A 12,742-nucleotide genomic window follows, 5' to 3' on the forward strand; every position below is an offset into this window, starting at 1 on the left:
CGCCAGGGACGCACGGTGGTTGAGGTGTGGGGAGCGCTGGCGACGAGCCTCGAAACCCCCGGAGCGTGGGCAGGGCGCCAGGGACGCACGGTGGTTGAGGTGTGAGGAGCGCTGGCGACGAGCCTCGAAACCACCGCAGCCCGCGCGGCGTCGAGCTGTCGGTCGGCTGCGGGCGCGTCCGGCCCGATGGCGCTGGGCATCCTCGCCCGAGGAGGACGGACGTCCGACCTCGGCCGGGAGGTGGTGATCCCCACCCACCATCGCCCCAACGACGGGCCCGGGACCGTCGGTGTGGAGAACACCCGTGCCTGGGGTCACCCTCGACCAGCTCGCCGAGTGGTCCGTCCAGGCCGGCACCACGATCACCCTCAAGCCGGTCATCGACCTCGCCGACGAGCTCTTCACCGACCGCTACCAACCGACCGCGGCCCAGTACGAACAAGCAGTGCTCGCGCATCCGACCTGTGTCCTTGTCGGCTGCAGCAGATCGTCCCGGTCCTGCGATCTCAACCACACCATCCCCTGGCCGCTGGGCCCGACCGCGACCTGGAACCTCGCCAGTCGCTAGTACATCCAGATTCTGAGACGCATGCGGCGTGGCCGGCGACTCCCGCTAGTCCACTCCAGGCGGCAATCCAACTCCCGGGCCATCGGCACCTTGCAGCGGAACAACCGCCGCATCGCTATGCTCCCGTTCAGGATCCTTGGAGAGGAGATGAGTGTGGCTCGCAAGATTTCGCAGAAAAATGATGTTCGAACGAAGGCGGTCGGCTCACTCATTGATGTAAGCGGAAGGACGCTGGCGCGCCCCAAGAAGACAGCGCCCGTGCGCAAAGGCATAGCAACGACGTCAGGCTCAGGACTGAACCGTGATGCTCGCGTCTTGAGTCGGGAGGCACGCGCTGTCAGTGGTCGCGAGGTCAGGGCTCTTAAGACCAAGAAGCCATGAGCGAGTCCGACGGGCCAGATTCGGAGAATCGGCTCCCGGACCTGCCGAAGGGTCGAAACCCCGAACGCCATCCTCCTAATCGTTCCGTAGAGAACCAGAGTTACGACGCACGGTTCATCCCGGACGACCGGGAGAAGAAGCTGGCGATCTACATGGAACGTCGGATCGAACACCGCGTGACTAGCATTTTGCGGCAGGAGTCGGGCGACTCCTATGGTGGACTCCCGGCGGACCACGTGCTAGTGAATCTCGACAAGGCATTTCCCCAAGTAGGGTTTCCTGAGCGCATGTTAGCCCGCCTCGAAGCTGAACAGCGGGGGCGACTGGAACGGGATGAGCGGCAGGACGCAATCGAGAAGTACGAGGCGGAGACCAGGCGGATGGACGCCGCAGCGGATCGTGAACACCTGAATCGCGCGGCGAACCGGGCAGTGCTGGTCCTAGTCTTGCTGCTGGTCACGGGGGTGTTACTCACGCTCCTGGGCCACGACGGGGCGGGCATAACGGTCCTTGGGACGACGCTACTCGGCGTAATCGGCGCGTTCCTCAAGCAGCAGTTTCGGCCGAAGTCGGAGTGACGATGCAAATCGGATCAGGAGTCAGTAATGGCTAGCGATGAGGCAGTTGCCCGCTGGCTCGACTTGTTGACGGAACAAACCCAATACGGAAATGTGCAGTGGCGAGAGTTGAAGAGGCGCAACTCTTACCAACTCGTCTTGAATGACTCGGTCGTGCTTTTTGAGACGCAAGACGATGATGCACTCCTCCCTTACGTACTGTCGGTAGGGATTATCGACGATGAATACTCGGATCAGTGGGTGATCTGGGGCCCTGACGTCGACCGGGACACATTTCCCTATGCTGCGCCGGAGTGGCTTGCTTCGCGTGCGAGAAACCTTTGGAATCTCATACAATCGCGTTTCACATCGGACCCGGTCGCGAACATGTTGACCGAGTTGGAACAGATGCCGCCCTTCTAGCTTGGGTACGGTCGCTCTTGACTTGAAGTAGCAACGTAACTCGGAGCGGGTTTCGCGTTAGGGGCCCTGCCCCGTGCTGCCCCTCTCTCGGGTCCGCAGGGGCCCCGCGCGGTGTGCTTCTTGCCGGGCGGGGGTGCGGATGGGGGCAGTAGCGCGTGCGCGCCGACCTGGGGCGGTTGCGGTCCGGCGTGTCCGACCCGGCCCGGTCGGTGGCCTCGTGCATGATGTGGCTTGCGAGACCGGAACGGCGTGCCACCAGCGCCGAGTAACACCTGAATGGCCCTGGTCCCGGGGCCGATACGCATGGTCGTGGTCGCGACCAGGGACCGATCCGGTGAGATGAGACGAAGGCAGTAAGCGGGCCAGCGAAAGCCGCAGGTGGCTAGGGCCCCGCTGCGTTCGCCTTGGCTTCGAGTGGGGCCGACATTCCCTGTCGGCTCATTGCTCGGAGTGTTCTGGTGTCTGCTTCTGTCTTGGTCCGCCCGGATGCGGGCTGGTCGTTGTCGTTGTATCCCTCGGCTGGGGAGGCCGAGGGCGCGTTCGTCTACTCCAACCGTCCGTCGCGGGTGTGGGTCCCTGGGACGCCTGCTGCGGATCCGGAGCGGTCGCGTGCTGAGGCTGCGCGTCGTGCTCGGGCGAAGGTCCGGCGGTACTGCACCGCGCACCGGTTGAACCGGCTGGGCACGTTGACCTACGCCATCGGGTGCCACGACCCGGCGCAGCTACGGGCGGATGTCGCGGTGTTCTTCCGGGCGCTACGTTCGGCACTGGGCGGGGAGGCGCTGCCGTACGTGTGGGTGCCGGAGTGGCACAAGTCCGGTCACGGGCTGCACGTGCACTTCGCAGTCGGGCAGTTCATCAACCGGTCGAAGATCGAGGCCGCGTGGGGGCACGGGTTCGTGCACATCAAGCGGCTCTCAGACCTGCCGGTGGGGTCCACGAAGCTGCACGAGGCACGGCGTGCCGCCGGGTATCTGTCCAAGTACGTGACGAAGGCGTTCGCGGACACCGAGGCCGAACGGGCGCTGGGGCTGCACCGCTATGAGGTGGCACAGGGGTTCCAGCCGCCGGTGGTGCGGCTGACGGGCTGCTCGTCGCGCGACGTGCTGCACCAGGCGGTCGAACGGATGGGCGGGGTGTTGCCGGCTATCTCGTGGTCCTCGGCGGACGCGGAGAACTGGCAGGGTCCGCCGGCGGTGTGGTTCGCATGGGACTGAGCCAGCTGGGACCGGATGAGGTCGCGGCCTGGGTCGAGGCTTCGTGCGCGGCGCAGGGGGTCCCGGCCAAGGTCACCGATCCCACGGTGGTGCGCCGGGTGAGTGCGCTGCTGGGTGCTGCGCCGGATGCGGGGTCGGCGGGAGGACGGGGGCGCAAGCGAAGCGGCACCCGCCCTCCCGGTGGGACCGCTCCGGGGACGGCTTCAGTGGCGCCACACGACGCTCACCCGGGATGGGTCGAGTCCTCGGGTTCCCGGGGTGCCGGGACCGATGGTGATGTGATCGACCAGGGCGGCCACGATCGCGTGCTGACGGGAGAGGTTCAGGGTCTCCCACGATCCGCGTAGCTGGTCGCCGTTGCCGACCAGGCCGGTCAGGGCGGTGGTGTGGCTGATCGTGGCGAGCTGGCGTTGGGTGTTCTCCAGGCGCTGGGTGATCGGGGTCTTGGCGGTCATCCATTCCCGCATGCTGATCTGCCGGGCGGCGTAGGCGGTCGCGAGTTCTTCGAGCTGCTCTTGGGTCTCGTCCAGGGCGCGGGTGAGTTCCTGGGTGCGGGCATCGGCGCTGGAGCGTCCGGCGAGGGTGTCGGCCAGTTCGGGGGTGTCGAGGCGGTAGAGCACGGCGTCGGCGATGAACCGCTCCAACGGGTCGGCGGTGATCGTGATTCCACCGCATCCGCCGTGGTCGGGGCCAGACAGGCACACGTACCGCCGGGTGGGACCGTTCTTCTCCTGCCGGGCGCTGGAGTACAGGCGAATGCCGCACTTGCTGCACCGCAGCATCCCGGTCAGCAGGTACCGCTGCGGGGTGCGGCGTCCGCTGGTCTTCTTCTCGGCGTACTTGGCCAGGATGCGGCGGTGGTCGTCCTCGCTGATGATCGCCTCCCAGACCGCGGGACCTACGACCACGCCGCGGTGGGCACGGAGACCGGCATAGCGGGCGTTGGTGAGCACGCCCTTGAGGGTGGTGGTGATCCACGGGCGACCGGTCACGGTGGGGACCTGCTGGTCGTTGAGCCAGATCGCGAGGGATCGGGTGGACTCCCCGGCCAAGAACCGGGCCACGATGGTCCGGATGGTCTCGGCCTCGTCGGGGACGACGGTGATCATGTCGCGTTCGTAGCCGAAGGGTCGGCGTGATCCGCCGTGGGGTCGGCCTTCGGCGGCGACCTGCTCCATCTTGCGGACCACGCGGCGGCTGATGTTCGCGGACTCCTTCGCGGCGAACGCTCCCAGGATGCGGGCCATCATCAGCCCGTCGGTGGCGGAGATGTCGGTGTCCCCGGTGACGAACCGGACGTGGCGGACTCCGGCTGCCTGGACGACCTCGTAGAACTGCTCGAGCTCGGCGGGGCGGCGCCAGGAGAGGAGCTGCGCGAGCAGTCCCGCGCGACGGCTCGTCTCGCCATCGACGCTAGGGGCGTCCGCTGAACCGTGCGAGGGCCTCCTCGGTCACGGGCGCAAAGAGGTTCACGAGGTTGCCGTCGGGGTCGCGGAACAGGATGGACCGGTTGCCCCACGGCATGGTGGTCGGCGGCTGGACCCAGTCCTCGACCACGGCTTCCAGGCGGGCGTACTCCGCGTCGACGTCCTCGACCTGGAACTCGAGGATCACGCTGTGATTGTCGGCCGCACGGGCCGAGTCGCCGCCGAACAGCTGCACGGTCTGGGAGTGACCGATCGCCAGGGTGCACGTGCCGAGCACCAGCTCGGCGAACACCGGCGCCGGCCGCTCGGCGGTCGCACCGGTGACCCTTTCGTAGAAACCGACCAGCCGGTCCAGGTCGTCGGTGATGATGCGGGCGGATGCGAACTTCATGAGAGAGTCCTTTCGAGGATGTTTCGCTACGCTACGGGAGCGTAGCGAAACGTACCGACGGTCCATGAAGGAAGGCGCGAAGATCGTGGACAAACGTCTCGAGCGCTCGCGGGAGCGAGTCCTGACGGCTGCCTTCGACCTGCTCGTGGCGAGCGGCATCGGCGGGTTCAGCGTCGACGAGGTCGCGCGGCGATCGGGGGTCGCGAAGACCACGATCTACCGGCAGTGGCCGACGCGCGAGGCACTGGTCGCCGATGCGTGCTCACGCATGGTGGCCGAGCAGGAGGAAGGGACGCCGGACACGGGATCCGTCACCGGGGACGTCGAGTCCATCCTGCTCGAGATCGGACGGCTGCTGTGGAGCGCGAACTGGGCAGCGGTGGTGCCCTCGGTCATCGACGCCGCCGAGCGCGACTCGGAGTTTGCCGAGATCCACGCTCGCATCCAGGACGGGCACGCCGCCCCGCTCAAGACCGTGCTCGAGCGAGGCGTGGCGCGCGGCGAGCTGGCGGCCGACGTCGACGTCTCGGTGTTGGTGGCTGCACTCCTGGGGCCGCTGTTCTACCGACGCTGGTTCTCCCGTCAGCCGATCGACGACGCCTTCGTCCAGCGCCTCGTCCGTCAAGTGCTCAGGATCGAGAGCGGCCGACCGTAGTCGTCGGGCTGGGGCCCCTCGGCGACGGTGGTTTCGAGGCTCAGGCGCTAGCGCGCCTTCGCACCTCAACCACCGTCGGTGACCGGACCGGGGCCCGCTTGGTGACGGTGGTTTCGAGGCTCAGGCGCTAGCGCGCCTTCGCAGCTCAACCTCCGTCGGTGACCGGGCCGGGGCCTGCTTGGTGACGGTGGTTTCGAGGCTCAGGCGCTAGCGCGCCTTCGCACCTCAACCTCCGTCGGTGACCGGACCGGGGCCCGCTCGGCGACGGTGGTTTCGAGGCTCAGGCGCTAGCGCGCCTTCGCACCTCAACCACCGTGGGGCGTCAGATGCCCAACGACCGACCGATGATCTCCTTCTGGATCTCGGTGGTGCCGCCGTAGATCGTCTGGATGCGGCTGTCGACGAAGGCCCGGGCGACGGGGTACTCCATCATGTAGCCGTAGCCACCGTGGATCTGGACCGCCTGGTCGGTGACCTTCTTCTGCAGCTCGGTGGTCCACCACTTCGCCATGGAGGCCAGCGACGGGTCGACCTCGCCGGCGTTCAGCTTCATCACGCAGTCGTTGACGAACACTCGGGCGATATGGGCCTCGGTGGCCATCTCGGCGAGCAGGAAGCGGTTGTGCTGGAAGCTGCCGATCGGCTTGCCGAACGCCGTGCGCTCCTTGGCGTAGGAGAGCGAGAGCTCGAGCATCCGCTCGACGGCGGCGACGGCCATGACCGCGATCGAGATGCGCTCCTGGGCGAGGTTGACCATCAGTGAGATGAAGCCGGAGCCTTCGGCGCCCAGCAGGTTCTCCTTGGGCACCTCGACGTCGTCGAAGAACAGCTCGGCGGTGTCCTGGGCCTTCATGCCCATCTTGTCGAGGTTGCGGCCGCGCTCGAAGCCCTTCATCCCGCGCTCGACGACGAGCAGGCTGATGCCCTGGTGGCCTGCGTCGGGGTCGGTGCGACACACGACGATCACCAGGTCGGACATGATCCCGTTGCTGATGAACGTCTTGGAGCCGTTGAGGACGTAGTGATCGCCCTTGTCGATCGCGCTGGTCTTGATGCCCTGCAGGTCCGAGCCGGCGCCCGGCTCGGTCATCGCGATCGCGGAGATGAGCTCGCCGCTGACCAGGCCGGGCAGCCAGCGCTGCTTCTGCTCCGGCGTCCCGAGCTGGCTGATGTAGGGAACGATGATGTCGGTGTGCACGGGGAAGCCCGGGCCGCTGGTGCCCGCCCGGCACATCTCCTCGGCGACGACCATGTTGTAGCGGAAGTCGGAGACCCCGGCGCCGCCGTACTCCTCCTCGACGTCGAAGCACAGCAGGCCGTGCTCGCCGGCCTTGCGCCAGACCTCGCGGCTGACCTGGCCGTCCTTCTCCCACTGCTCGTGGTGGGGGACGACCTCCTTGTCGAGGAAGGCGCGGACGGTGGTGCGGAAGTCTTCGTGCTCCTGCTCGAAGATCGTCGGCTTCTCGGGCATCAGGACACCCACTCCTTGATCTGTGCGATGGTCGCGGCCGGGTCGTCCGACGCGGGGGACACCTGCAGGCTGGTGACGCCGGCCTCGCGGAACGCGGCGATGCGCTCCTGGACGTACGACGCGGGGCCGACGAGGTTGCCGGCCTCGAGCCACTCGAGCGGCACCTTCGCCTCGGCGTCGCGCTTGTGGCCGTCGAGGTAGAGGTCCTGGATCTCCTTCGCCTCCTTCTCGTAGCCGTACTGGCAGGCCAGCTCGTTGTAGAAGTTCTTGCCGCGCGCGCCCATGCCACCGATGTAGAGCGCGTACATCGGCCGCATGAAGTCGAGCATCCCCTTCACGTCCTCGCCGATCGCGACCATGCCGCCGGCGCTGATCTCCAGCGGCCCGAGGTCGGCGGAGCGCTTCGCTGCGCCGCGGGCGAGCGACTCGCCCCAGACCTGCTGGGCCTTCTCGGGCAGGAACAGGAACGGCAGCCACCCGTCGGCGACCTCCGCGGTCATGGCGACGTTCTTGTCACCGAGCGCCGCGACCCAGAGCGGTACGACGGGGCGCTCGGGCTTGTTGAGCAGCTTGAGCGGCTTGCCCAGACCGAGCCCCTGCCCCTCGGGCAGCGGCAGCTTGAAGATCCCGTCGTGCACCAGCGACTCGCGGCGCAGGCCCATCCGGATGATCTCGATGACCTCGCGGGTGCGACCCAGCGGCTTGTCGTAGGGGAGGCCGTGGAAGCCCTCGATCACCTGCGGTCCGGAGGCGCCCAGCCCGATCACCGCGCGGCCTCCGGAGACGTTGTCGAGGCCGGCGGCGGTCTGCAGCAGCGCGCCCGGGGTGCGGGAGTAGACGTTGAGGATGCCCGCGCCGATCTCGACGGTCTCGGTCTTGGCGGCGAGGTAGCCCATCAGCGTGGGGGCGTCGAAGCCGTACGGCTCGGCCACCCAGATGGTGTCCAGCCCCGCCTTCTCGAGCCCGGCGACCTGGTCGGCGGTCTGGCGTGGGTTCCCGTCGTACATCAGCGGCATCGACAGCTTCATTGTGACAGCATAACTGTCACGGTCGTGCTCGAGGCAAGCGTGCGTTTCAGCCCCGGCCGTGCCAGCTGTCCCACAGCGCTGCGTACGAGCCGCCCGCCGCGACCAGCTCGTCGTGGGACCCGAGCTCGGAGATGCGGCCGTCCTCGACGACGGCGACCCGGTCGGCGTCGTGGGCCGAGAACAAGCGGTGCGCGATCGCGATCACCGTGCGCCCCTCGAGCACGGCGGCCAGGGACCGCTCCAGGTGCCGGGCGGCCTGCGGGTCGATCAGCGAGGTCGCCTCGTCGAGCACCAGCGTGTGGGGGTCGGCGAGCACCAGCCGGGCCAGTGCGACCTGCTGCGCCTGGGCGGCGGTGACCTGGCGCCCACCCGAGCCGACGACCGTGTCCAGTCCGTCGGGCAGGGTGTCCACCCAGGCCAGGGCGTCCACGGCGGCCAGCGCCTCGCGGACGTCGTCGTCGGTCGCACCCGGGCGGGCCAGCACGAGGTTCTCGCGGACCGTGCCGACGAAGACGTGGTGCTCCTGGGTGACCAGGGCGACGTGGCCGCGCAGGTCGTCGAGCGGCAGCTCGACCAGCCCGACGCCGCCGACGGTCACCGAGCCGGTGCGCGGCGGGTGGATGCCGGCCAGCAGCCGGCCCAGCGTGGACTTGCCCGCGCCCGAGGGACCCACCATCGCGATCCGCTCGCCGACCCCGACGGACAGGTCGACGCCGTGCAGCACGTCGCGGCCCTCGACGTACGAGAAGCGGACGTCCTCGGCAGCGAGCTGCTCACCGACCGGCTGGCGCCCGGACTCCTCGCGGTCGTCGGGCACCTGCGCCACGCCGAGCAGGCGCGCCAGCGCCGCGGCACCGAGCTGGAGCTCGTCGAGGATCGAGACGATCCGGTCGACCGGGTCGATCAGCATCTGCACGTACAGGGTGGCCGTGGTGACGGCGCCGAGCGAGACCTCACCCTGGGTGTAGAGGTAGCCGCCGAACAGCAGCGTCGCGACGGTCGGGACCAGGTAGGCGATCTCCATGTTGGGGAAGAACACCGTGCGCAGGAACAGCGTGTAGCGCTCGGCCCGGTACGACGCGTCGATGTCGTCGTCGATCGCCCGGATCCGCTCGTCGCCGAGGCCGAGCGCCTCGACGGTGCGGGCGCCCTCGACGGTCTCGGTGAGCGTGGCGTTGATCTGGGAGTACGTCGCGCTCTCGCGCAGGTAGCCGTCCTTGGCGCGGGCGAGGTACCACCGCAGCCCGATCACCAGCGGCGGCACGCCCAGCACGCACGGGAGCGCGACCCACCAGCCGACGCTGATCGCGGCGACGAACGTGACCGCGGCGGTGATCACCGCGATCGTCCACTCGGGCAGCGCCATCCGCACCGACCAGCCCAGCTGGTCGACGTCGCGGCTGGTGCGGGTGAGCAGGTCGCCGGAGCCCGCGGCCTCCACGACCCCGACGGGCAGGGCGAGGGTGTTGCCGACGAAGTCCTCCCGCAGCTCGGCGAGGACCTCCTCACCCAGCGCCTGGCTCAGGTAGCGGGCGTAGCGGGTCAGCACGGTCTGGGCGACCAGGAACCCCGCCAGCACCGCGACGACCCGGTCGACGTGACCGGTGGTCGTCCCGGTGTCCACGGCCTGCACCAGGTCGCCGAGCAGTCGCGGCGCCGCGAGTCCGGCGAGCGCCGCGAGCACGTGCAGCGCCACGGCCGACCACAGCATCCGCGGGTGGCGGCGCGCCAAGGACACCGCATACCGGCGTACGGCGCGGGTGTCGGCGACCGGGAGGTGGGTGGCCGCGCTCATCGCGACACCTCCGTGAGGTCGGCCGACTCGCGGGTGACCACCAGCCGGTAGCCGGCGTCGCTCGCCAGCAGCTCGGCGTGCGTACCGGTCGCGGCCACCCGGCCGTCGCGCAGGAACGCGACCCGGTCGGCGGCGTCGAGCATCAGCGGGCTGCTGGTCGTGACCACGGTCGTGAGCCCGGCGCGGTGGCGGCGCAGGCGCGCGGCGATGCGCGCCTCGGTGTGGGCGTCGACCGCCGACGTCGGCTCGACCAGCACGAGGACCTCGGGTGCGGTGGCGAGCGCACGCGCCAGCACGAGCCGTTGGCGCTGGCCGCCGGAGAAGCTCCGGCCGCGCTCGGCGACCAGCGTGTCGAGGCCGTCGGGCAGCGCGTCGAGGATGTCCGCCGCGGACGCGGTCTCGAGGGCGGCGGCGACGTCTCCCTGGCCGGTCACGTCGAGCCGGTCGCCCAGCCGTCCGGAGAAGAACAGCGCTCCGGTGTCGGACACCACGATCCGGCGCCGGACCTCGGCGGGGGACAGGGCGGTGAGCGGCACGCCACCGAGCTGCACCTCGTGGTCGATCTCGGCAGCGCTCATCCCGAGCCGGTCCGCCAGGGCCGCGGACTCGTCGGGCTGCTCGCTCACGATCGCGGTGAGCAGCCCGTGGCGCACGAGCAGGCCGGTGCGAGCGTCGTAGAGGTCGGAGCCGGCCGGTGGGGACGCGACCGGCCGCTCGGGCTCGCGCACGTCGGGCTCCAGCGCCAGCACCCGGCAGACGCGTACGGCGGCCACGCGGGCCCGGATGATCTTGTTGGCGTACTCGGTGGCGGTCCGCAGCGGGATCATCAGGAACGCCGAGTAGCCGTAGAACGCGACGAGCTCACCGGGCGTGATCGTGCCCTCGACGGCGTACCGGGCGCCGATCCAGACGACCACCACCACGAACAGCCCCGGCAGCAGCACCTGGAGCGCGTCGAGCACCGACTGCAGCCGCGCGACCTGCACGCCGGCGGCGCGCGTCGTCTGCGACTCGCGGCGGTAGCGGTCGTGGAAGACGTGCTCGCCACCGATGCCCCGGAGCACGCGCAGCCCGCCGACGATGTCGCTGGCGGTGTTGGCGAGCCGGCCCATCAGGTGGCGTTGCTCGGCGCTGCGGCGCTGGAGCGGGCCGAGGAGCGGTGCGACGCCCAGCATCAGCAGGGGCACGCCGATCAGCACGACGAGGCCCAGAGTGACCGAGGTCTGCAGCAGGATCACCGAGACCAGCACGAAGGACACGACCGCGCCGGCGAACCGCGCCGAGACGTCCATCAGCTGCCCGAGGTGGGACAGGTCGCTGGTGCCGATCGCGACCACCTCGCCGGTCGAGACCTGGCGCGGCAGGGTGCCGCCGAGCCGCACGGTCTGGCGGGTGACGAGCTGCACGGTGCGGTACGCCGCGATCAGCCAGTTCGTGACCGCGAACCGGTGCCGGACGATGCCGCTGGCGGCCTGCACGAGGCCGACCGCGAACAGCAGGCCCGCCCACTTCGCGAGCTCACCGCGGTCACGGTCGGCGACCCCGAGGTCGATCGCGCGCCCGATGATCGCAGGCATCACGGCCTGCGAGCTCATCCAGATGACGCCGAAGCACATCCCGCCCAGCAGCGTCGCCCACTGGCCCTTCGCCATCCACCACAAGAACCGTCCCGGGGAGCGGTGATCGGGGGTTCCAGGGTGGTCGAGGGGCAGGTGGCGCACTCGTCCCAGGATAGAGATCGGGGGAGTCGCGAGCGACCGGGTTTACGGCTGTGTGGTGCGCTCCTCGTGGCGCATCAGGCGGTGGGGGAGCAGCACCAGCAGCGTCGCCATCACCATCGCCATCGCGGCCGCCGCGATGCTGGCCCAGGTGCGGTCGACGACCATGTCGAAGATGAACATGACGATGCCGGTCACCAGGAGCGCGATCGCCGTGAGCACGCCCCAGACCAGCACGTGCGCCGCCGCGACCAGGCGCTCCTTGACGTGGCGTCCCGACAGCCGGCGGTGGATCGCGATCGGACCCATGATCATCGCCGTCGTGAGCGTCGCCACGAGCACCAGCACCAGGTAGAGCCCGGTCTGGAAGTCGTCCAGCTCCTTGAACCTGTCCTGGAAGGGCAGCGTGAGCAGGAAGCCCGCGAGCAGCTGGGCACCGGTCTGCATCACCCGCAGCTCCTGCAGCAGGTCCTCCCACTTGCGGTCCAGCCGCTCCTCCTCGGTCTCCCGGCGGCCCGACTTGGGGTTCTCGGGCAGCTCGTCGTCGGTCATGGGGACAGTCTCACCCCGCCAGGCCCGCGACGACCTCGGCACCGGGCAGTTCGGCGGCCAGCGCACCGGGCAGCAGCAGCTTGGAGCGGCGCACCCCCGACCCGATCACGGCCACGTCGATCTCGAGCACGCGCGGGTCGACCAGCAGCCGCCAGCCCGCGGGCAGACCGAGCGGGGTGATGCCGCCGTACTCCATGCCGGACTCCTCGACGGCCCGGTCCATCGCGAGGAACGACGCCTTGCGTACGTCGAGCGTGCGCTTGACCAGGTTGTTGACGTCGGCCCGGGTGTCGGCGCGCACCAGGCAGGCGGCGACCCGCTCCTCCCCGTCGCGCCGGCCGGCGACCACCACACAGTTGGCGCCCGTCGACATCGGCAGGTCGTAGGCCTCCGCCAGCGCCGCGGTGTCGGCGATCGCGGGGTCGATCTCCACGACGCCGACCCGGTGGGCGCCGGCCCAGCCGCCGAGCGCAGTGGCCACGGGCGGCGCGAGCAGGTCGGGCCGGTCGAGGGCGGGGACGGTCTCGAGGGTGCCGAGGGTCGGGACGGACATGTCGTC

At 69.5% G+C, this 12,742-nt stretch carries 13 protein-coding genes; 5 read left to right on the forward strand and 8 right to left on the reverse strand.

Annotation, left to right across the window (positions count from 1 at the left end; all coding sequences use genetic code 11):
• Nucleotides 1-304 precede the first annotated feature (304 nt).
• The 4 genes from AC3ANS_RS05030 (at nt 305) to AC3ANS_RS05045 (ending at nt 3,146) form a co-directional block, all read left to right on the forward strand.
• Nucleotides 305-568, forward strand: coding sequence for a hypothetical protein (locus AC3ANS_RS05030; protein WP_488295070.1), 264 nt, complete (start codon nt 305-307; stop codon nt 566-568).
• 377 nt (nt 569-945) lie between these two features.
• On the forward strand, nt 946-1,527 hold the full coding sequence (locus AC3ANS_RS05035) for a hypothetical protein (RefSeq protein ID WP_488295071.1): 582 nt from the start codon (nt 946-948) through the stop codon (nt 1,525-1,527).
• A 27-nt stretch (nt 1,528-1,554) separates the two neighbouring features.
• Nucleotides 1,555-1,929, forward strand: a complete 375-nt coding sequence (locus AC3ANS_RS05040) for a hypothetical protein (RefSeq protein ID WP_488295072.1) — start codon at nt 1,555-1,557, stop codon at nt 1,927-1,929.
• A gap of 686 nt (nt 1,930-2,615) precedes the next feature.
• Nucleotides 2,616-3,146: a rolling circle replication-associated protein gene (locus AC3ANS_RS05045; protein ID WP_488295073.1), complete on the forward strand. Its 531-nt coding sequence runs from the start codon at nt 2,616-2,618 to the stop codon at nt 3,144-3,146.
• Between the two features lie 203 nt (nt 3,147-3,349).
• Here AC3ANS_RS05045 and AC3ANS_RS05050 read toward each other — a convergent pair whose 3' ends face one another.
• Together AC3ANS_RS05050 and AC3ANS_RS05055 are read right to left on the reverse strand one after the other, a co-directional pair.
• Complete coding sequence (locus AC3ANS_RS05050) at nt 3,350-4,528, reverse strand: recombinase family protein (RefSeq protein ID WP_488296430.1); 1,179 nt, start codon at nt 4,526-4,528, stop codon at nt 3,350-3,352.
• Nucleotides 4,529-4,559: 31 nt separating this feature from the next.
• Nucleotides 4,560-4,964, reverse strand: coding sequence for a VOC family protein (locus AC3ANS_RS05055; RefSeq protein WP_488295074.1), 405 nt, complete (start codon nt 4,962-4,964; stop codon nt 4,560-4,562).
• 64 nt (nt 4,965-5,028) lie between these two features.
• On the opposite strand from AC3ANS_RS05055, the gene AC3ANS_RS05060 reads away from it, so the two are divergent.
• Nucleotides 5,029-5,619 carry a TetR/AcrR family transcriptional regulator gene (locus AC3ANS_RS05060; protein WP_488295075.1) on the forward strand — a complete coding sequence of 197 codons (591 nt, stop codon included), beginning with the start codon at nt 5,029-5,031 and terminating at the stop codon, nt 5,617-5,619.
• Nucleotides 5,620-5,941: 322 nt separating this feature from the next.
• Here AC3ANS_RS05060 and AC3ANS_RS05065 read toward each other — a convergent pair whose 3' ends face one another.
• From AC3ANS_RS05065 to AC3ANS_RS05090, 6 genes are read right to left on the reverse strand one after another with little or no spacing between them, the layout of a single operon-like run.
• On the reverse strand, nt 5,942-7,102 hold the full coding sequence (locus tag AC3ANS_RS05065) for an acyl-CoA dehydrogenase family protein (RefSeq protein WP_488295076.1): 1,161 nt from the start codon (nt 7,100-7,102) through the stop codon (nt 5,942-5,944).
• Nucleotides 7,090-8,118, reverse strand: a complete 1,029-nt coding sequence (locus tag AC3ANS_RS05070) for an LLM class F420-dependent oxidoreductase (RefSeq protein WP_488295077.1) — start codon at nt 8,116-8,118, stop codon at nt 7,090-7,092. Before AC3ANS_RS05070 ends, AC3ANS_RS05065 begins: the two co-directional genes overlap by 13 nt.
• Before the next feature lie 46 nt (nt 8,119-8,164).
• Nucleotides 8,165-9,913 (reverse strand): ABC transporter ATP-binding protein, encoded by a 1,749-nt coding sequence (locus tag AC3ANS_RS05075; RefSeq protein ID WP_488295078.1) that lies wholly within the window; start codon nt 9,911-9,913, stop codon nt 8,165-8,167.
• Nucleotides 9,910-11,634: an ABC transporter ATP-binding protein gene (locus AC3ANS_RS05080; RefSeq protein ID WP_488295079.1), complete on the reverse strand. Its 1,725-nt coding sequence runs from the start codon at nt 11,632-11,634 to the stop codon at nt 9,910-9,912. Before AC3ANS_RS05080 ends, AC3ANS_RS05075 begins: the two co-directional genes overlap by 4 nt.
• Before the next feature lie 42 nt (nt 11,635-11,676).
• Nucleotides 11,677-12,183 carry a DUF6328 family protein gene (locus tag AC3ANS_RS05085; protein ID WP_488295080.1) on the reverse strand — a complete coding sequence of 169 codons (507 nt, stop codon included), beginning with the start codon at nt 12,181-12,183 and terminating at the stop codon, nt 11,677-11,679.
• Nucleotides 12,184-12,193: 10 nt separating this feature from the next.
• Nucleotides 12,194-12,736, reverse strand: a complete 543-nt coding sequence (locus AC3ANS_RS05090; RefSeq protein WP_488295081.1) for a YbaK/EbsC family protein — start codon at nt 12,734-12,736, stop codon at nt 12,194-12,196.
• Between the last annotated feature and the right edge of the window lie 6 nt (nt 12,737-12,742).

Source organism: Nocardia sp. 149-1B (genome assembly GCF_057747975.1).